The 19,790-nt window shown below is 30.6% G+C and carries 18 protein-coding genes; 5 read left to right on the top strand and 13 right to left on the bottom strand.

Going from position 1 to position 19,790, the window contains the following annotated elements; genetic code table 11:
* Genes MOV42_RS12610 through fliD form a run of 10 tightly spaced genes read right to left on the bottom strand, consistent with a single transcriptional unit; the run spans position 1 to position 11,825 of the window.
* Positions 1-1,113 (bottom strand): DegT/DnrJ/EryC1/StrS family aminotransferase, encoded by a 1,113-nt coding sequence (locus MOV42_RS12610; RefSeq protein ID WP_324171529.1) that lies wholly within the window; start codon positions 1,111-1,113, stop codon positions 1-3.
* A complete protein-coding gene (locus tag MOV42_RS12605; protein WP_324171528.1) occupies positions 1,114-2,151 on the bottom strand; it encodes a dTDP-glucose 4,6-dehydratase in 1,038 nt (345 codons plus the stop codon).
* The gene (locus MOV42_RS12600; protein WP_324171527.1) at positions 2,144-2,836 is read right to left on the bottom strand and encodes a WbqC family protein; all 693 of its coding nucleotides are present in this window, start codon (positions 2,834-2,836) and stop codon (positions 2,144-2,146) included. The genes MOV42_RS12605 and MOV42_RS12600 overlap by 8 nt, the downstream gene beginning before the upstream one ends.
* On the bottom strand, positions 2,829-3,824 hold the full coding sequence (locus MOV42_RS12595; protein ID WP_324171526.1) for a radical SAM/SPASM domain-containing protein: 996 nt from the start codon (positions 3,822-3,824) through the stop codon (positions 2,829-2,831). The genes MOV42_RS12600 and MOV42_RS12595 overlap by 8 nt, the downstream gene beginning before the upstream one ends.
* Positions 3,821-4,273, bottom strand: a complete 453-nt coding sequence (locus MOV42_RS12590) for a GNAT family N-acetyltransferase (RefSeq protein ID WP_324171525.1) — start codon at positions 4,271-4,273, stop codon at positions 3,821-3,823. Before MOV42_RS12590 ends, MOV42_RS12595 begins: the two co-directional genes overlap by 4 nt.
* Positions 4,263-5,264, bottom strand: a complete 1,002-nt coding sequence (locus MOV42_RS12585; RefSeq protein ID WP_324171524.1) for a radical SAM protein — start codon at positions 5,262-5,264, stop codon at positions 4,263-4,265. The genes MOV42_RS12590 and MOV42_RS12585 overlap by 11 nt, the downstream gene beginning before the upstream one ends.
* Positions 5,261-7,057: an asparagine synthase (glutamine-hydrolyzing) gene (gene asnB, locus MOV42_RS12580; RefSeq protein WP_324171523.1), complete on the bottom strand. Its 1,797-nt coding sequence runs from the start codon at positions 7,055-7,057 to the stop codon at positions 5,261-5,263. Before asnB ends, MOV42_RS12585 begins: the two co-directional genes overlap by 4 nt.
* Entirely contained in the window at positions 7,058-8,314 is a 1,257-nt protein-coding gene (locus MOV42_RS12575; protein ID WP_324171522.1) for a hypothetical protein, read from the bottom strand.
* A complete protein-coding gene (locus tag MOV42_RS12570; RefSeq protein WP_324171521.1) occupies positions 8,311-10,422 on the bottom strand; it encodes a hypothetical protein in 2,112 nt (703 codons plus the stop codon). Before MOV42_RS12570 ends, MOV42_RS12575 begins: the two co-directional genes overlap by 4 nt.
* A complete protein-coding gene (gene fliD, locus MOV42_RS12565) occupies positions 10,422-11,825 on the bottom strand; it encodes a flagellar filament capping protein FliD (RefSeq protein ID WP_324171520.1) in 1,404 nt (467 codons plus the stop codon). The genes MOV42_RS12570 and fliD overlap by 1 nt, the downstream gene beginning before the upstream one ends.
* A 145-nt stretch (positions 11,826-11,970) precedes the next feature.
* Here fliD and fliS point away from each other — a divergent pair, with 145 nt between their 5' ends.
* Positions 11,971-12,345 (top strand): flagellar export chaperone FliS, encoded by a 375-nt coding sequence (gene fliS / locus MOV42_RS12560; protein ID WP_324171519.1) that lies wholly within the window; start codon positions 11,971-11,973, stop codon positions 12,343-12,345.
* Positions 12,332-12,586: a hypothetical protein gene (locus tag MOV42_RS12555; RefSeq protein WP_324171518.1), complete on the top strand. Its 255-nt coding sequence runs from the start codon at positions 12,332-12,334 to the stop codon at positions 12,584-12,586. The genes fliS and MOV42_RS12555 overlap by 14 nt, the downstream gene beginning before the upstream one ends.
* Here the strand turns inward: MOV42_RS12555 and MOV42_RS12550 are convergent, their stop codons facing one another.
* Entirely contained in the window at positions 12,587-13,276 is a 690-nt protein-coding gene (locus MOV42_RS12550) for an SDR family oxidoreductase (RefSeq protein WP_324171517.1), read from the bottom strand.
* Between the two features lie 27 nt (positions 13,277-13,303).
* Between MOV42_RS12550 and MOV42_RS12545 the strand changes: the two genes are divergently transcribed.
* The 3 genes from MOV42_RS12545 to MOV42_RS12535 all read left to right on the top strand — a co-directional run bounded on the left by MOV42_RS12545 (position 13,304) and on the right by MOV42_RS12535 (position 16,774).
* Positions 13,304-14,134 (top strand): HAD-IIB family hydrolase, encoded by an 831-nt coding sequence (locus MOV42_RS12545; protein WP_324171516.1) that lies wholly within the window; start codon positions 13,304-13,306, stop codon positions 14,132-14,134.
* Entirely contained in the window at positions 14,124-15,383 is a 1,260-nt protein-coding gene (gluP, locus tag MOV42_RS12540) for a glucose/galactose MFS transporter (RefSeq protein ID WP_324171515.1), read from the top strand. The genes MOV42_RS12545 and gluP overlap by 11 nt, the downstream gene beginning before the upstream one ends.
* Before the next feature lie 125 nt (positions 15,384-15,508).
* Complete coding sequence (locus tag MOV42_RS12535) at positions 15,509-16,774, top strand: malic enzyme-like NAD(P)-binding protein (RefSeq protein WP_324171514.1); 1,266 nt, start codon at positions 15,509-15,511, stop codon at positions 16,772-16,774.
* A 1-nt stretch (position 16,775) separates the two neighbouring features.
* Here the strand turns inward: MOV42_RS12535 and MOV42_RS12530 are convergent, their stop codons facing one another.
* Complete coding sequence (locus tag MOV42_RS12530) at positions 16,776-18,863, bottom strand: EAL domain-containing protein (RefSeq protein WP_324171513.1); 2,088 nt, start codon at positions 18,861-18,863, stop codon at positions 16,776-16,778.
* On the bottom strand, positions 18,860-19,780 hold the full coding sequence (locus tag MOV42_RS12525; protein ID WP_324171512.1) for a cytochrome-c peroxidase: 921 nt from the start codon (positions 19,778-19,780) through the stop codon (positions 18,860-18,862). The genes MOV42_RS12530 and MOV42_RS12525 overlap by 4 nt, the downstream gene beginning before the upstream one ends.
* Positions 19,781-19,790 lie beyond the last annotated feature (10 nt).

Here is a 19,790-nt window from a genome sequence, read left to right as displayed (position 1 = left end):
TTATATCTTTGCTAAGTTAGATATTATATACGCTAGTTGCGATAGTTCAAGTTTCGTATATAGCGGTAATGATAAAACTTCATCTCCAAACTTTTTTGCGATTGGGAAATCACTATCTTGAAAAGAGAAACTATTTTTGTAATAATTAAGTATATGAATAGCTCTATAATTTACAGCAACACCGATGCCGTTACTTTGAAGCTTGCTAACTACTTTATCTCTATTTTTAATTTTTATAATAAAAAGATGTCTTGCTGATTTAGTATTTTCAGGAACTTTTATATACTCGACACCTAGTTTATTTAGAGCCACTTCGTAGTACCTAGCTATCTCTTCTCTTTTAGAGAGCCTATCTTCTATCTTCTCTAACTGTCCTATCAGCAAAGCTGATTGTATATCTGAGATATTATATTTCCAGCCAAGGACCTTCATATCCCAATGGGCAAATTTATCTGTATATCTTGAAGATGCATCTTTATTGATACCATGAAGTCTTAACTGATAAAGAAGTTTGGCTACTTCATCATTGTTAGTTGTTATTGCTCCACCTTCACCACTAGTAATATTCTTAGTCGCATAAAAAGAAAAACAAGCAACATCACCTAACTCCCCAACTCTAACCCCATCTCTCTCGCCCTCGATGCAGTGAGCAGCATCTTCGATGATTTTAAGTTTATGTTTATTAGCTATCTTTTTGATTGCTTTCATATCGCACATATTTCCATAAAGATGTACGGGCATGATAGCTTTTGTTTTTGGCGTTATTGCAGCTTCTATAAGTGTGAAATCTATGTTTCCAGTAGATTCTTCTATATCTACAAAGACAGGAATAGCCCCCGCATGGAGGATAGCATTTGAAGTAGCTACAAAGCTCATAGGTGTAGTTATCACTTCATCACCATCTTTGATACCAAGAGCAAGTAAGCTTAGATGCAAGGCCGCTGTACAAGAACTTACAGCTACACAATGCGTAGCATCTAAATAAGTTGCAAATTTTTCTTCAAATTCTTTAGTTACATTTGCGTTTGTTAAAAATATCGATTTAAGAACGCTAGTAACTCTACTTATATCTTCTTCATCAATATTGTGTTTAAAGAATTCTATTTTTTGCATCTAATGAATTACTTTCTTACCATCTTTTAAAACTATTGGAACTTGTCTCATCCAAATCTGTTTTTCCCATTTATGGTGGTTGTTTTTGTACCACTCAATGGTACTTTTTAAACCATCCTCAAACTTTATGCTAGGTTGCCAATTTAAAATATCTTTAATTTTTTGTATATTTGCTATATGACAGTCAACTTGACCGGGTCTATCGTCTATATATTTTATTTTTGATTTATCAATTCCCATTGCTTTTACAACTTCTAGGGCTATATCTTTTATAGATATAGTCCTTCCTGTACCAAGATTAAAAACTTCGCCTTGAACTTTTGAAAGGGGGCTGTTTAAAATCTTGTCTATTCCTAAACAAGTATCGTGTACATTTATCCAATCCCTTGAAGCCAAGCCTTGGCCGTGAACTGTTAAATCTTCATCAAGTAAGGTACTTGTTATAAAACGAGGTATAGCTTTTTCTAAATGTTGAGAAGCTCCATAGTTGTTAAATGGTCTGATGATAGTAGCTGGTATGTCATAAGTTTCTACATAAGAGTAAACCAACCTATCTGCACCAACTTTTGCAGCAGCATAAGGTGACATAGGATTTAGTGGATGATGTTCATCCATTAGTTCACATCCAGATGCAGTTCCATAAACTTCAGAAGTAGATATATGGATAAATTTCTCAACTGTATTTTTATTTTGCAGTACAGCATTTGATACTGTTTGAGTACCTATAACATCTGTTTCAAAAAAGTCTCTATTGTCAAATATAGACCTTGTAACATGAGTCTCCGCAGCGAAGTGAATCACATAGTCAGCTTTACAAACGAGAGCATCTACTAGGGCAGAATTAGTCACATTTCCATACCAAAACTCAAACCTATCATTTATATTATTTACATTTACTGGAAAATTTTCTACACTTCCAGCATAAGTAAGTAGGTCTAAGACTATTATTTTAGAATCAGGATATTTATTGTAAATATAATTTACAAAGTTAGAACCGATAAAGCCAGCTCCACCTGTTATAAGGTATGTTTTAGACATCTGAACTCTCTTTAGTTATAATTTTTTTGCTATTTTTCCCATAGTTAAACAATAAATCTATTATAGACAAATATGGTAAAAAGTCTCCATGTAATTGCTTGTAGGATGGATGCTCATATTCTTGAAATACTAATTCTATTTTATTGTTATCAAATAACTTTTTATTGATATAATTTTTTGCAGCTTTACCACTATAATAACTTGACGCATTAAAGTGTTTGCAAATATTTATGAGTCTATCGTTTTTATCTCCACCAATACCTAAATCGGATGATAGATAAAATTTTGTATCTAATTTTAAGTATTTTGAGATATCTTTTATAATGTTTATAGATATGTTACTAAGTGAGTTGTTATCTGAGTTTATATTGTTTTGAAGAATTGGATATATCTCATCAAAGTATTTTGATTTTGAGTAAAATTGCTTTAAAGATTTTAGATGTTTGACTCGCCAATTTTTAGTATCGTCAACTAATACTTCGTTTATATTTTTACTTGTTGATGAATTTACAGGGATGCTAAGCCAAGAGCTGCCATTGAGTACTTTGATTTTATTTCTATTTCGCCAATCATTTTTTGTGTATTGAACATCATCATAAAAAACAAATATATCAACATTTATTATTTGCTCAAAGTATCCAATCCATGGAATATATGATGGTTGGAGTATAGCTACTTTAGTCAACTTCTACAGCACCTTCACTATCTGAAAGACCAAGAGAAGAGTCTTTATTTTTTTGAGCATTCTCCACAAGTTTCCAATAGTTATGTTTCCAAGATCTATATTTCCAATCTGGGCAGTTTTTACACAAGTCAATTTCATCACCTTTTTTTTGAAGATGTTTATCTCTATAACTGTTAAATTTATCACCATGCCAGATATCTTTTATAGATGCGTTATTGATATTTCCCATATTTGTATTTGCTGCTATATCGTAACCACACATCATAATTTGACCACGAGAATCTATATTTAATCTTTCAAAGAGAAAAGGACATGGAATTCTCTCCTCTGGTGGCAAGTAAGGTGTGTCATCAGCAGATTCACTAGAATCATTTATACCCCAAGTTAGATATTTTCTTTTTTGAAAATTATCCACATATGGTAACCAAAACTTTTCTACTTCATCTACATCTATATTATTTTGGTTTATTGCAGATGCAATGATTTTTGTATTTGAATTCATCTCATTTCTTAGTTTATATACAGTTTTTAGATTTTGGACAAGTTCATCAAAATTAAGACCTTTTCTTACTATGTCATAATCACTTTGCTTTGAAGCATCTACTGAAAATTCTAGCATTTCCACATCTATCTCTAACAAACTCTTAGCAAGAGTTTCATTCATCAGTGAGCCATTTGTTATGATGCCTAGTTTACAGCCTTTTTCTTTTGCATATATCATAAGTTCTAAAAACTCTGGATGCATTGTTGGTTCACCGCCACCACTTATTCTAAGCCAAGCATTATGCTCTCCAACTTCATCGGCAATCTTTTTAAAAATCTCATTAGACATATACTTTGCATCTTTATAGTCTGAACGGATGTCTGAGTTAGTGTATGGACAGTTTGGACACAAAGCATTACATACATATGAAAATGATAAAACCGACATCATTGGAAACTCTTCTGCTTCATCCCTGATAGCATAGTTGTTTTGTGTATGTTTCATATATATAAGTCCTTTTTAAATATATTTCCATTATAGTTTATATTGTTATATTTCTTTATTTTTTCATGAATTAAAGTATATTTTTCTTTTATAAATAGTGTTTTAGAAGCTTTATTTGATGCTTCTATCCAAGAGAGAAGATATGTTAGTCCATTTTTAATTGCATGTTTTTCAATCTCTTTAAGTAGCAAAGTTCCTATACCTTTGTTTTTTTCTTTTACAAAAATAGTTACTTCATTTTTTTTGTCTATATATAAAATAACTACTCCTAAAAGCATCTTGTTTTGAGTAGCTATCATATTTACTATAGAGTTGTTTTGCAGCCAATTTCTTGTCTCTTGATAAGTTACAATCTCCGTAAAAAGGTCATCTTTGTAATTATTTCTAAGTACTATATATTGGTCTAAATATTGTAAATTCTTTTTTAAATCAACAATATCAATCTTCATTCTCATCTTCTTTCCACCAAAAAGGTCTAGCTTCTTTTTTGAGTTCTATATTTTTATTTTCATGATATGTTGCACCAGCTACTTGCCAGTCTGGACAAGTTTTACAGATATCTGGTATTTCTTCCCATCTATTTTCTATATGTGGTTTTTTTACTACTCTTGTATGTTTTTGCCATAACTCTTTTAAAGATGTGTCCTTTGCATTACCTATGATGGTCTTACCCTCATAATCAACTGCACAAGTTACTACATTTCCATTTTCATGTATAGCCATGGTATTCATCGCCCACGGACAAGCTACTCTAAATTTTGTATCATAGTCTAAGTTATTTGCTACTACATCACCAGAGTTTGTCCACGAGAGCATATTTCTAGTTTTTACTTCAGCACCAAGAGGTTCCCAGTGCTCTCTAAAAGCTTCAACTTCGTGTCTATTCTCATCCATAACTGAAAACTGACACTGAATAACTGGAAACTCTAAGCCTAACTCATCTCTTCTTTTTAGGAGTTTCTCTACAGATGCATAAACTCTATCTCTATCTCCCCCAACTCTTATCTTGTTAAAAGTTTCACAAGTGAAACCATCAAGCGAGAGTATAAATCTTTTAAGCCCAGATGTAAGAATTTGGTCTATCCAGTCATGTCGTTCTAGTAAAACTCCATTAGAATTTAAAACCATGTTTGTAAGCCCTGCATCTCTACCGTACCTAAGTAGTTCATATAGTGTCTCACGAAGAGTTGTAGCCTCCCCATAAAAAGTTGGCCATATCTCAGTATTTGGTTCCTCTTTGGCTATTTCATCAACTATCTTTTTAAAAAGATCTGTATCCATATGTTGTTTAGTTCTCTCCATGATGCGGTGGTTACAGTGGATGCAGGCTTGGTTACACACAGAGGTACTCTCTATAATTATCTGAGGTGGGAACTCCCACTCTTGAAGTTTTCCTTCAATTTTAAGTAGTCTATCTTTTGTTTCATCAGTTATTTTCATTTTATTCCCTCGTACCAAACTGCTAGTGTATATAAATTCCAAATTTTTGCGTGTTGTTTTTTTTGTATCTTAAAAGTGTCTAGTAAATTTTTTATATATATTTTATTAAATTCAAAATCATCTATCATATTAGAATGAAGTATTGTAGTATAAACTTCATCAAAATACTCTTCTTCTATCCATTGATATACAGGAAGTACAAAACCCTCTTTAGGTCTGTTTATGATTTCATCATCAAGATACTTAGATGCACTTTTTTTGAGTATATATTTATTAACAGTATCTTTTATTTTAAGTGATGATGGAATTTGTGCGGCAAACTCGACGATACGGTAATCTAAAAAAGGTGAGCGAACCTCTAGAGAATGTGCCATTGAGAGTCTATCTGTAAATGGAAGTATTTGATTTACTAGTAGTTCTTTTTCATCTATCTCTAAACATTTATCGAGCATAGTCTTAGCCGTAGTGGTGATATTTTTATAAGGATTTGGGATATCTATGTTACTTAGAAATAAAGAGTTTAATTCATCATCACTAAAAACATTCAACTTATTTCTCCAAACAGCTATATCTTCATCTGCTATATGTTTTAAAAACTCAAATTCTTCTTTTGAATCAAAAGGTTTTATATGTTGAGTATTGTTAAGATAGTTCTCTATCGGAGTTGAAAGTCTATGAGTTAAGTAACTTCCAAAAAGTTCATCAGCCCCATCACCGCATAGTGCTACTTTTACATTTTTCGAGATTAGTTTAGTTAAAAAATAAGTGCTTATAGTCCCTGAAAATGGCTCATCAAAAGCTCGAAGTGCATCTGATAATTCATCAAAAACTTCTTTTGAATCTAGTATATATTCATAATGATTTGTTCCAAGTTTTTCAGATAATTTTCTGGCATGATACAAATCACTTTGTTTATTTTTAAAATCGTCTTTATAACCAAGAGAAAAAGTCATAAGATTTTTGTTATGAGTTTGGGTAATGATAGAACAAACTAAACTAGAGTCCAAACCACCACTTAAAAATGCTCCATACTCAACATCACACTCTGTTCTTATTTTCACGGCATCTTCTAAGAGAGTTATCAATTTCTTAGATATCTCATGTTCAGATAAATTTGTTTTTTTAGAAAAATCTAAATCCCAATATTTATTTTCTACATAAGTTTTTAACCTTAAATCATACTCAATATAAGATGCACTATTTACTTGTTTTATATCTTCATAGATTGTATCTGGTGCAGAAGTATTTTTTAGTTGAAGATAGTTTATTAAAGAGTGTTTATCTATTTTAAAATCATTTTTGATCTTTAGAAGTGCTTTTATCTCTGATGCAAAATAGAACTCTTTATTTATTGAGGTATAATAAAGTGGTTTTTTTCCAAGTCTATCTCTATATAAAAGTAGCTTTTGTTTATCTACATCATATAAAGCTATTGCAAACATACCGTTAAGTTTATTTACGAAATCTACTCCATATTCTAAATACATATTTGGAATAATCTCTCCATCACTATGTGAAGAAGAAAAACAGTAGCCTTTAGAAATAAGCTCATTACGAAGTTCTTTATGATTGTATATCTCACCATTAAACACAACAACGATTGATTTGTCTTTTGAATAATAAGGTTGAGAACCAGACTCTATATCTACTATAGATAATCTTCTCATTGCTAATGAGACAGTCTTAGAATTAAAACTACCTAATGAATCAGGTCCTCTGTGAACTAAGGCATCGTTCATGTCTTTGAGTAGTTTATTGTTTTGATGTGCTACAAAACCAACTATACCGCACATCTATTTTACTAGTCTGTCAAATATTTTTAGATACATTTTTTCATTTTCTTGTAAAAGTTTTATGGCAAATTCTCTTGATTTTAAACTTATCTCTTTTAGTTCATTAAAATTTTTATTTTGATACTCTATGAGTCTATCTTCTAAATTGTATAGGTTGATATTTACTATGGGAGAGTTGTCAAAAAAGTCTATGTAGTAATTACTATTTACAATCTTATACATATCATTGATACTTTCATCTAAATACAAAAATACTATTTTACCTTTTATCATTGCTTCAAGCGCTGAGTAACTAAAAAAGCCATCAGTTAATTGTTCTATATAAAAATGTGAGCTATCTAGTTTTGAGAGGATTACATCTCTTTTCTCGGCGTAGTAAAATTCTAAATTATTTATATGATTATTGGACTTTTTTAAACTGTTCTCTATGTAGTTACTACCTTTTCTTACTTTGTCATTAGCATAATGAATTATCTTTATATCATCCGTATTTTTAAAATTGTAAGTATATTTTTTATTATTAATATCATCTATAATATGTCCATGATAAACTAAAATATCTATTTTTTGTAAGAAGTCTATGTAGTTGACAGTAGCAATTATTAAATTCACATACTTAGACCAATGGTATACTCTAGATTCTATTTTTTTATCTAGATGAAAGTATTTTTTTAAACTCATCATATGACCTAACTTTTGTACACGATTTGAGTTTTGTTTTATGGACCATACATCACTTCCATAAGGGAAAAGGATGACTTTTTTATTGAAAAGTTGATATATAATTGGTTCAATTCGCCAAAAAATAGTTCTTTCTAAAAAGCCACTGTTGAAGTAAAGAGTATAAATGTCAAATTTATTTAAAGCCCAAAGAAATGATATATATGGACCAAAAAGATAAGACTCTTTATTTAAAAATTTATTTTTGCATATATCACTAAAAGAGATATCATTATGAAAATTTCCATTTGACCAATCATCAAAGACAAAAAGCGTAGTATTAAAACCGTTTTGTTTAAGTAGTTTAGTTAGTAAGTAAAAAGTTACGATAGGCACTGTTCCTAATAGTATTTTTTTCTCAAGATTAGGAGTACGTAGTTTCTTGTATATAAAAAGGATAATAAGGCTTAATAAAAATGGTACTATAATAAGTAAATCAACTATATATCTTTTAAAATTATATTTTAACTCATTTTTGAAATTGATAGCAGGTTCATTATCATCAAATAAAAAACTCCAACCAGCTTCATTTCTCATATAGAGATCTTCAGAATATTTCTAAAATCATTTATAGTGTGTTTTTCTAATTGTTTAGATGCATGCTCAAGGTAACTCTTAGTTACTCTTTGTAGTAAATTTTTATCATGAATGAACTTATTGGCAATTAATATATAGTCATTTTTATCTTTTGCAAAAGATAGAGCTAAATTTAATTTTTCACCTTTATAGTCATATATTACAACATAAGGTTTCCCTTTAGATCTATACTCTTCAAGTGCCATACCTCCACCAAAAGGAAAAGGTGTTAACCATAAGTCTATAACATGGGCATATACATGAGCATCTATGTGACCTGGAAAATAAAACCTATCAGATAAGCCTAGTGCTTCGACTTTGCGTTTAACTTCGCTATTCTTTCCACCACAAGCTAAGTAAATAGTATGTGGATTTTTTTTCATGATAGCAGCAACAGTTTGTAAGTACTCATCACTATCTAGCTTTATAAGCCTCCCGATGCTACCAAGTATAAAACTATCTTTTGGGTATGAATCTCTGATCTTGTTAATTTCATTTATATCAACATCAGGGTTATATATTTCTAAATCTATAGGGATTTCAAAGTGTTTAAACCTTTTATCCGTAGTATTGAAGTGAGAAATTTTACTATCAATAGCATCTAAATCATACTCATCATTTCCATGACTCCAATAAATTTGTTTAGGAGCAGTTCTACTAGTAAAAAGAAAGTTATACTCAGAACGGTTATGATAACCTATGAGTATATCTATCTTATCTTTTATAAGTAATTTTCTAGTTTTTAAAGTTTTTTCTAATATTGGATAAAATGCATAAGTACCTTCGAAAAATTCATGATGTAAGTCAACATATTTAAACCCAAGTTTCTTTAACTCATCAACTTTTTTGTCATCACTTCCCATCATTTCCATTAAGTTCATATCGTAAACTATAAACTCATATTGTTTATCTGGGTCTTTTTTTATAGCTTCAAGTAAGGACATCATTACATGATTTACAGAAAGGTCAAGAATTCTATGAACAAGTAGAGCCACTTTTATTTTTTTTTGATTAGGACTTATTTTTTTCTTATTTGCTTTGAGCTTGTATTTATCTATAAGTATATTTTTTACATATGATTCAAATGGACGCTCGACCGTATCGTTAAAATTTTTATGTTCCTTTTGAGTCTGAGCAACTCCGTTCCATGAAAACTGAAGTGGATAGTATATAAACATCACCAGTTCATCTAGGTCTTTTTTGATAGCTTCAAGATATATAGGAAGTAAGATGTTATACATCTCTTTAAAATCTTCAAAAAAATCAAAAGTATAGTTAGTGATATAAAAGAACCGATACACTTGTTCTTTTTGTTTTATTGTGCCAAGGTCAAAAAAATCAGATTTAAATATAATTTTTGCCTGTATATGTATAAATTTTTTAAACTCTTTTGGCGTATAAATATACTTTACAAAATGAAAATTAGTGAAGATATCATGTATCGCGCTATAGTTACTTATCTTTTGTAGGCACTCTTCTCTATTCTTATCAAACTCTTTTTTATCTTGAAGTTGCTTTAAAACAAATGATATGAAGATATTATTCATACTTGTTTCTTGTATATTTATTGATGTAAATAGTTGCATCTGTAGATCAAGTATTTGTTGAGTCTGTTCATATTGATGTGTTTGTAAGTAAGTTATTATATTTAATAATTTTATAATTAATTCAACAGTTGCTTCTTCCTCAGCACCTTCTATGAGGTGTTTTAAAAATGAAAATATCATTACGCCAATATTTTTATCATCTATTTTAGCAGGAAGAAGAGAGTTTATAATTTCAATTTTTTGATTTTTTATAGCTGTAATAGTTTGAGTTATGTTCTGAGTTATTTGAGATTTTATTGTATCGGAAAAATTAACATTGTCAAAATTCAGTTGTGCTATTTGTGGATATGTTGTCTGCAGGAAAAAATCATAAAATGAAGCTATTGGTACATTTATGCAGTTTGATGGAGCATCTTCCAAAAGAGTTCCATCATAAAAAAATAAATACTTATCATCTTGACACCCTTTAGCCGCCTCAAGTGCAACTAATGAATTAAAAAAGTAAATACTTGTTTCGTTCATTATTTAGAATTCGACTCAGAATCTATTATCATTTTTAGCGATGAAAATTGAGCATTAATTCTGCTTATGATTGCATCATAAGCCATAAATCTTTTAGACATGATTTCATAGCGGGCATCTAGTGACTTTTGTGCATTTAGATGATTTTTAGAAAGATTTCTACCTTCTGTTTTTAAGTCTGACTCAAAAGTACTCAAAAGTTTACCATAACCTGTATATTCTTTTATTCTCTCATCAATAGTTTCAAATATACCTGTTGTTTTATTTCCATCTTTGTCTGTTCCTCCTGAAAAAAACACTTTTATGGAATCTGGATCATTACTTAGTTTTTTCTCAAAATCAGCAGAATCAAAACTCATTCTACCCTGTCTATTTAAGTCAATACCATAGTTGAGAAGGGAATTATTACTACTGCTTAGAACTGTAATTGCTTTTGTTAACTCTCTAGATATAGATTTAACAAAGTTATTACTATTAAATACACCTTCTGCTCCAGTTTCTTTATTTTTTAATGTCATATCGTGGATATTTGTAATCAGTGTGTTATAGCTATCGACAAACTGTTTTAATTCCCCTGTTATTTTTGATGTATCTTGTGAAATATCAACTCTTGAAAAATCACCCTCTTTTTTAAGTGTAATATTTACACCCAAAATAATATCTTTTATCTCGTTAGTTGATCTTGTCATTGCGATACCATTGTATTTAAACTTTGCATCTGTAGCCGCTTGTACTTTTTCATAACCAGTTGGGTTTGTAGTGGCATCAAATGCTGCAAAAAGAGAAGCATCCAAGTTACCATTAACATCATTAATTGTTAAAGTAGAATTTTCACCTGTTGACTTAGAAGAAAGAACTAAACTATACTCACCATCTCCAGTTTGAAGGACAGATGCTGAAATATCATCACCTGCTGCCTCTGTAATGGCTTGAGTTAAATCATTTAGCGTCATTCCTGCTGTGTAAGCAATGCTTAATGTTTTTTTAGGATTGGCTGGATCAGAGCCAATCTTTATTTCTAATCTGCCATCAGCTGAAGCAATATCTGAGACTTTACTTGCAACTGCACCTAATTTTGTTATGTCTTTTTTAGCTAAAGTAGTAGTTTCTAAAGTAAATGATTCTACCGTTGCACCAGCATCCACTTTTATTTCAGATTTACCGCTTATTTCTACACTTTTATTGTCAAATATTGTATTATAACTAAGAGCAGAAGCACTAGCTTTAAATGTTTTAATTAACGAAGTTAGCAACTTTTGTGCATCTTGTTTTTGATTGTTAAGAGTAATTTTTCTCTCTATTGGTTTAATAATTCTTGATGTATCAACATTTTTTAACTTGTCTATTACATCAGAAGTTAAAACACCCGACCCAATACCCAATGAGGTTATTGCAGAAGCCATAATAAATCCTTTTATATATAAAGTGTAACACTATTATCGACAAAAAAGTAATAATATTAAATATTAAATTTTCTATTAAGAAAATTAATTTCGTGTCGATATATCTCACATGGAAGAAACTAACAATGATGAAAAAGGATTTAAAATGTATGGTAATTTAGCTCATAATATTTATGCACAAAACAATATCGGTATCGAATCTCCAGCGAAGCTTATTGAGATGCTGTATGAGGGGGTACTTCGTTTTAACGCACAAGCAAAAAAAGCTATAAAAGATGGTGATGTAGAAAAAAGAGTTAATTGGATAAATCGTTCAATAGCTATAATTACAGAGTTGTTAGTTACACTTGATAGAACACAAGGAGATATCTCTTTGTACCTAGAAGGACTTTACAATTATGAAATACAACTTCTAACAGATGCCTCTATTTATAAAGACAGTGAAAAACTTGATGAAGTAAGTAATGTCTTTAAAGGCTTACTTGAAGCGTGGAGAGAAAGCACAAATGTGGTTAACTAGCTTAAAAATTGCAATAGTTGAAAAAAATACACAAGCCTTAGGTGAGCTTATTGATGATATGCCAAAATTTGATAATCTCAAAGATATGGAATCAGCTTCATATCTTTTAAGAGAAGCCGCTGAGTTAATCTATACACTTCAAGATGAAACAAAAGTAACTATGAATAAGATGAAAAAAAATTTAGAATTTTTACAAGCAACTCAAGCAAGACCTACACATAAATTAGATTTAAAATCATAACTATTTCTTTTTAATCCCAAACCTCAAGCTTCTTATAGTATATTCACTTACAACAGCACCTTTTCTCATGGTGAGAATATGCTCAACTGCATCTGCTATATCAGAGCTAAATAGTTTTTCTTCTTCTTTGTCGCTTGTTGTAAATCTAAGTTCTTCATAAAAGTTACTTTGCGTCATATCAGGGTTTATATTAGTTACACTTAGTCCACTTTTTCTACTCTCTTCAAATAGTGAGTCACCAAAGGCTTTTAAACCAGCTTTTGTTGCACTGTAAACACCTGCAAATTTACTAGTTTTTATGGCTTCTATACTATTTATATTTATCAGGTAACCATCGTTTTTTTTCAAACTTCGAAGTAGGGCATTTGCTAAAAGCATCGGTGCGGTAAGGTTTAAAAAAGTCATATCTTTTATAACTCTAGCACTTAACTCTTCATGAGGCTCAAATCTTCCAAAACCAGCAGAATTTATAAGTATAGAAACATTCTCTTTTTTTAACAATTCACAAACTTTAGAAGTGGATTTTTCATCTGATAAATCGGCTTGAAAGGGAGTAAAATTTTCACTTTCAAAACCTTTGTCTGTTATACTTCTGCTAACTCCAAGAACTCTATACCCAAGCTTTAGAAGTCTTAGACTGATTTCTTTGCCTATTCCACTACTCGCACCCGTTACTACCACAATTTGCATTTTAAACCTTTTTGCTATAATCTCTTTATGAAAAACATATACATTACAGACCTAGACCATACATTTTTGAGAAATGATTTATCTATTAGCGATTATACTAAAAATATTTGGAACTCATATAAAGATGCCTCGATTTTAAGTGTTGCAACCGCAAGAACATACAAAAAAACGATGCAGTTTTTGGGTGGCATCCACATAAACGCTCCCATGATTCTTTTAGATGGAGCCTTAATAGCAACAGTTGATAAAAAGATAATTGATACAAAGTTTATAAAAAAAGATTTAGCAGATGCTGTTATTGATGAGGGCGCAAAGTTTGGCATATATCCTTTTGTTTTAGCCTTAGCAGACCAAAATCTAAATGAAGTCTTTTTACATTCAAATATTCTAAATAATCATCAAAAAAATGTTTTAACTCGATACAAACGAGATGATAATCTACAAGCTTTGAAAAATATCCGCGCCATGGATGATAACTTTAAAGTTGTATATATGGGAGAAGAGAAACTTTTAAAAGATTTAGCAAAACAGGTAGAGGATAGCTTTGGAGATAATTTAAAGTATATTTTAGCTCCTGAAGCTTACACAGGATGTCATTTTTTAACTATCTTACATCCAGATGCAGATAAGTCTCATGGTATTAAAACTCTTAGTGAATATAGTGGGTTTGACCTTTCAAAACTTACTGTTTTTGGTGATAACTATAATGATTTAGGAATGTTTAATTTAGCTAAAATTTCTGTTGCAATGGCAAATGCACAGGAGAAAGTTAAACAAGAAGCTGATGTTATTTTAAAGTATAACAATGATGAAGATGGAGTTGCTAAGTATTTAGAGGAATTAAAAAATGCAAAATAAATCAAGTATGTTACCGATGATAATTATTGGTATTTTATTTTTTATATTTGGTTTTGTAACTTGGTTAAATGGCTCACTTATTCCATTTTTAAAAGTAGTCTGTGAGTTAAATGAGTTTGAAGCACTTTTTGTAACTTTTGCTTTTTATATAGCTTATACTGTTATGGCTTTTCCAATGGCTATAGTTTTAGAGCGTACTGGCTACAAGAATGGTATGGCAATAGGTCTAGCGGTTATGGTTGTTGGTAGTTTAGTTTTTATCCCCGCAGCTTTTAGTGCGAACTATTTACTATTTTTACTAGCTCTTTTTACACTAGGAACAGGACTTACAATCCTCCAAACAGCATCTAACCCTTATGTTGTTTTAGTTGGTCCCATAGAAAGTGCCGCGATGCGTATAAGCATTATGGGGCTTATAAACAAAAGTGCAGGGGTTTTAGTTCCGCTTCTTTTTACTACTCTTATACTCTCTGATATTGGCTCTTTAACGGCAGATACTATTGATACTAAGGAGTTGGCATCTAGACTAATTGTTCCTTATATTATCATGGCGATTGTTTTAAGTGGACTTATCGCATTAGTGAAATTTTCATCTATTCCAGAGTTGGAGTTTGAAAAAACAGATGAAAATACAAAGGGAAATATTTTTGCATTTCCTAGAGTTATTTTAGGTGCTGTTGCTTTGTTTTTTTATGTAGGTATTGAAGTGATTGCTGGAGATACCATAGGACTTTATGCCCAAAGTTTAGATGTAGTAAATGCAACTGCTTTAACTTCATATACTATGGTTTTTATGGTTTTTGGTTATTTAGTTGGAGTCTTTTTTATACCAAAAAAACTCTCACAAGAAAAAGCACTTATAGTTTCTGCACTTGGTGGAATTTTACTACTTTTAGGTGTCGCTTTTAGCTCAACAACTTCACATTTGGTTTCTGAGATTTTATGGGGTTGGAGCGGCATCGCTACTTTACCAAACAGTGTTGCTTTTGTAGCACTTTTAGGTTTTACAAATGCTCTAGTTTGGCCTACTATTTGGCCATTAGCTCTTGAAGGTCTTGGGAAGTTCACCGCTCAAGGAAGTGCTTTGCTTATCATGGCAATAGCAGGTGGAGCGATTTTACCTCTTGTTTTTGGTAAAGTTGCACAAGTTAGCGGGGATATGCAGTCTTCTTATTTAGTAGGAATTGTTTGTTATGTTTTTATACTTCTTTACGCTTTAAAATGGCACAAAAAAACTTCTTGGAGTTAAAAAAAGCAAAAATTTAAAAAGTAAAGTTAATCGAGTCAGAATAGTTTTTATTATTAAATTGATATAGTAATATAAAAAGAAATTATGATATAATTCCGAAAAAATTATACATAGAGGTTTGCAATATGTCAAAAACACCAACAACAGACCAAGAAGCGCTTGATTATCATGAATTTCCTCAACCAGGAAAAATCTCAGTAGAAACTACTAAACCAGTTCAAACACAAAGAGATTTGTCATTAGCTTACACACCAGGTGTGGCAGTTCCATGTTTAGAAATTGAAAAAAATCCAGAAAATGCTTATCGTTATACTGCTAAAAAGAATTTAGTAGCAGTTATTACAAATGGTACAGCAGTATTAGGACTTGGAAATATTGGTGCTTTAGCATCTAAGCCTGTTATGGAAGGGAAAGCGGTTTTATTTAAAAATTTTGCTGGACTTGATTGTTTTGATATAGAAGTTGATTCAGAAAGTGTAGATAGATTTTGTTCAGTTGTTACAGCAATTGCTCCTACTTTTGGCGGTATAAACTTAGAAGATATAAAAGCTCCAGAGTGTTTTGAAATAGAACGCCGTTTAGTTGAAGAGTTAGATATTCCTGTTATGCATGATGACCAACATGGAACAGCAGTTATTTCAGCAGCAGCTATAATTAATGCTTGTGAAGTAACACATAGAAAGATAGATAATTTAAAAATTGTTGTTGTTGGTGCAGGTGCGGCAGCAATCTCTTGTGCAAGACTTTACCGAAGTTTGGGAGTTAGAGAAATATATATGCTTGACTCTAAAGGTGTTATCCACAATGGAAGAAGTGATTTAAATGATTTTAAAAGAGAGTTTTGTGCTTCAGGTTATATGACTCACTCTGAAGTATTTGAATCTGCTGATGTTGTTGTAGGACTTTCTCGTCCAGGCTCATTCACAATAGAAGATATTAAAAGTATGGCAAACGAACCAATAGTTTTCACTTTGGCAAATCCAGTTCCAGAAGTTTTCCCAGATGAGGTTATGGCGGCAAGACCAGATGCCCTTGTTGCAACAGGAAGAAGTGACTTTGATAACCAAGTTAACAATGTTTTAGGTTTCCCATTTATCTTTAGAGGGGCTATGGATGTTCGTGCTACAAAGATTAACCTTGAGATGAAAATTGCAGCGGCAAAAGCCTTAGCTGACCTTGCTAGAAAAGAAGTAACAAAAGAGATAAAAGAACTTTATTCAAGTGACATTAAATTTGGCAAAAACTATCTTATACCGTCTCCTTTTGACAAAAGACTTATAGTTGAGGTTTCTAGTGCTGTTGCACAAGCTGCTGTAGATAGTGGTGTAGCACAAATAAAAGATTTTGAAATTAAAGCATATAAAAAAGAGTTATCTAAGATTCTAAAATAGTTTATATAGTCACTCTGTCATCCTCTAGAGGTCTCTCTATTGGCTGACTAAAATAATATCCTTGCGCATATTTTACGCCTATTTCTCTAAGTAGTTCTGCCACTTCTTTTGTTTCAACAAACTCAGCAACATTTTCCATATTCATTCCATTTGAAAATTTATGAATACTTGTGAGCATATGGAGTTTTTTCTTATCAGTTGCTATTTCTTTAACTATGGAACCATCAATTTTTACTATATCTATGTCCAAACTTGAAAAGTATGAGAAGTTAGAGTAGCCTGTACCAAAATCATCTATAAGGATTTTTGAGCCAAAAGTATGAAGTTTATTTATGAACTCTTGAACAATTTCTAAATTTTGAAGGTTTTCTGACTCTAGCAATTCAATGTCTATTCGTCCTGCTACATCAAGGTTGGTATCTAAAGTTTTAAACAACATATGAGTAAGCTTTGCATCTAGTATATCTATCATAGAAATATTTATTGAAAATCTATATTGAGGAAATTCTTGTGCTATTTTTAAAGTTTTTTCTATCATTGTCTTAGTTATAAAGTGATAGTAAGAACTTTTTTTGGCGATATCTAAAAACTTAGATGGTGGCAAGAAAGCTCCATCTTTAAGTTTTAGTCTAACTAGAGCTTCATACTTTTCTATTTTAGATGTGTTGAGGTTAATTATTGGTTGAAAAAATGGAATTATTCTATCGTTTTGTACAGCACTTTTTATCTGTTCAATCGTATTCATATTCTTTTTAACATTTGTTTTAAGCTTAAGAGAATCAGTGTACTCTAAAACTCTTTTTGTGTAATCTTTTTTAAGTAGTTTTAGAGCAAGATCAGTATTTTCTAAAATAGGGACTACCGAGTTACTTGCAATACTAACTAGCAGATGCAGAGTTAAATCATAAACTATAAAGTTATAGTTTGATATCTTATTTTCTAGCGCTTTGGCAATTTTATATGCTTTCTTATCTGAAATATTATCAAACAATATTCCAAACTCATCCCCATCAATACGATAGATATAAGTATTTGAGCGACCTGAAAACTCATCTTTTAAAATTTTTGCTAATTTTTGCAGTATTAAATTACCTACATCATTTCCATATATATCATTAATATATTTAAAATCGTCAATATTAACAATTAGAAGATGTGGTTTTTTAATTGTTTTAAGGTGAATCTCAAATGCTCTTCTATTATTAAGCTCAGTTAACTGGTCATATACAAGAGAATGCTCTAATGAAGATTTAGTTTTAAGAAGTTTTTTGTTCTCTCGCATATATTTTATGAAAAGAAGAATTATAAGAAAAAGAGAAAAGACAAATACACTAAATAATATAAATGCAAATTTATCAAGTGCTTTGAAATCATTTAAAGCTTTGCTTGAGAATTCCTTTTTTAGTGCCTCTATATGTTTGTGAAAATTATCATTAAGAATAGTTTTTGTTGTTTGTAAATATATTGGATATTTGTTTAGAAGGTATTTAGAGTGAAGGTTAAAGTTATAAAGAAAGATTTGAGTTTTAGCATCTCTAGAGTTAGATGTTAGTGAAAAACTTGTATTATTTATATAGTCACTATCTTGCATTTTTTTTGCATCGTTGAAGTTCTTTAAAATTTGTATAGCATCTATAAAAAGATGTTCATCTTCATTTTGTAAAAATGTCGCTTCATCTATATACCTACTTAAAAATACTAAAGAGTTCTTGATCCCTGCATTTAACATAATATATTCTTCTATATTTTGCATATTAATAGTGATATCTTTTTGAAGTAATAATAGATTTTTTTTAGTTTGTAGATATGTGGTGTCTTTTAATATTCTTGATTCAATTAGGTTTTTATAATTTTTTTTAACCCTTTTTATGGTCGCTGCCATTTCATCTTGATTATGGTAAGCATATATTGAACTTTTTAGTATTCGATGTTCTAGGTCAATATGGGCATTTTCTAATGCACTTACAGATAGAATAAATTCTCTGTGTTGTTTGGTGAAGTTTTTTTGAATAATGTAAAAATAAATAATAGCAATAGACGAAATAATTCCAAGTCCTAGCACTAAGAACATTACTTGTTTTAGTTTCATTTTCCCCTCAGTATTTTAGGTAGTTCACCATCGAGTGTTTTCAAAAATGAAATAATTTTTTTAACTTCTCTATCATCAAGTTTAATTCCTAAGTTATGTTTAGTCATTACACTCAAAGCTTCTTTTAGTGTCTTAGCACTGCCATCATGAAAGTAAGGAGCTGTTTTATTTATGTTTCTAAGTGTAGGAACTTTAAAAACATTTTTATGATTTGGATTATGTGTAATTTTACTTCTGTCAGGATAGTCATTTTTTGTTTCATACTCTAAAAATGTTCCCATTTTTTGAAATGCATTACCACCAATATTAATTCCATTATGACAAGTAATACAGCCATTTTTTTTAAAAAGAATATAACCATCTTTTTCATTTTTACTTAGGCTAATTTCGCCTCTTAAAAATTTGTCAAACTTGGAGTTTGGTGTGGTTAGAGCATTCTCAAATTCTACTATAGCATCTAGGACTTGTTTGTAGGAAATTACTGAAGTTCCATAAACAAGTTTAAATATTTTTTTGTATTGTGATGAATTATTTAGTCTATCTTCAATAATTCTTGGATTCATGTTATGTTCAACTGGGTTGTTTATGGGACCATCAGCTTGTTGTGTTAGGTCTTCTGCTCGACCATTCCAAAATTGTTTAAAGTTGTATCTAGCGTTTAATACTGTAGGGGATTGGACATTGCCTTTTTTATTTGCGAAACCTTTAGAGACTATATCAGGGTCAGCTCCACCATTAAAAACATCATGACAGCTAAAGCAGGAGGTTGAATTATCTCTAGAAAGAGTAGTATCAAAAAATAGTTTTTGACCAAGTTTCGCTTTTTTTAAATCTACTTTTATATCTATAGGAATTGGTAATATAGGTTCAGAGGCGAAGAGAACAATAGGAAACAAAAGTAATAATGTTGTCTTCATAATATCATTT

It is taken from the genome of Sulfurimonas sp., from assembly GCF_029027405.1.
Lineage (GTDB): Bacteria > Campylobacterota > Campylobacteria > Campylobacterales > Sulfurimonadaceae > Sulfurimonas.
Note: the sequence above shows the minus strand (reverse complement) of the source record. Positions and strands in the feature narration are given on the sequence as shown.

What these genes read in the sequence shown, in the direction of transcription:
- MOV42_RS12610 (WP_324171529.1), bottom strand. Translation starts at nt 1,113, where the DNA reads ATGCAAAAAATAGAATTCTTTAAACACAATATTGATGAAGAAGATATA.
- MOV42_RS12605 (WP_324171528.1), bottom strand. Translation starts at nt 2,151, where the DNA reads ATGTCTAAAACATACCTTATAACAGGTGGAGCTGGCTTTATCGGTTCT.
- MOV42_RS12595 (WP_324171526.1), bottom strand. Translation starts at nt 3,824, where the DNA reads ATGAAACATACACAAAACAACTATGCTATCAGGGATGAAGCAGAAGAG.
- MOV42_RS12590 (WP_324171525.1), bottom strand. Translation starts at nt 4,273, where the DNA reads ATGAAGATTGATATTGTTGATTTAAAAAAGAATTTACAATATTTAGAC.
- MOV42_RS12585 (WP_324171524.1), bottom strand. Translation starts at nt 5,264, where the DNA reads ATGAAAATAACTGATGAAACAAAAGATAGACTACTTAAAATTGAAGGA.
- asnB (WP_324171523.1), bottom strand. Translation starts at nt 7,057, where the DNA reads ATGTGCGGTATAGTTGGTTTTGTAGCACATCAAAACAATAAACTACTC.
- MOV42_RS12575 (WP_324171522.1), bottom strand. Translation starts at nt 8,314, where the DNA reads ATGAGAAATGAAGCTGGTTGGAGTTTTTTATTTGATGATAATGAACCT.
- MOV42_RS12570 (WP_324171521.1), bottom strand. Translation starts at nt 10,422, where the DNA reads ATGAACGAAACAAGTATTTACTTTTTTAATTCATTAGTTGCACTTGAG.
- fliD (WP_324171520.1), bottom strand. Translation starts at nt 11,825, where the DNA reads ATGGCTTCTGCAATAACCTCATTGGGTATTGGGTCGGGTGTTTTAACT.
- fliS (WP_324171519.1), top strand. Translation starts at nt 11,971, where the DNA reads ATGTATGGTAATTTAGCTCATAATATTTATGCACAAAACAATATCGGT.
- MOV42_RS12555 (WP_324171518.1), top strand. Translation starts at nt 12,332, where the DNA reads ATGTGGTTAACTAGCTTAAAAATTGCAATAGTTGAAAAAAATACACAA.
- MOV42_RS12550 (WP_324171517.1), bottom strand. Translation starts at nt 13,276, where the DNA reads ATGCAAATTGTGGTAGTAACGGGTGCGAGTAGTGGAATAGGCAAAGAA.
- MOV42_RS12545 (WP_324171516.1), top strand. Translation starts at nt 13,304, where the DNA reads ATGAAAAACATATACATTACAGACCTAGACCATACATTTTTGAGAAAT.
- gluP (WP_324171515.1), top strand. Translation starts at nt 14,124, where the DNA reads ATGCAAAATAAATCAAGTATGTTACCGATGATAATTATTGGTATTTTA.
- MOV42_RS12535 (WP_324171514.1), top strand. Translation starts at nt 15,509, where the DNA reads ATGTCAAAAACACCAACAACAGACCAAGAAGCGCTTGATTATCATGAA.
- MOV42_RS12530 (WP_324171513.1), bottom strand. Translation starts at nt 18,863, where the DNA reads ATGAAACTAAAACAAGTAATGTTCTTAGTGCTAGGACTTGGAATTATT.
- MOV42_RS12525 (WP_324171512.1), bottom strand. Translation starts at nt 19,780, where the DNA reads ATGAAGACAACATTATTACTTTTGTTTCCTATTGTTCTCTTCGCCTCT.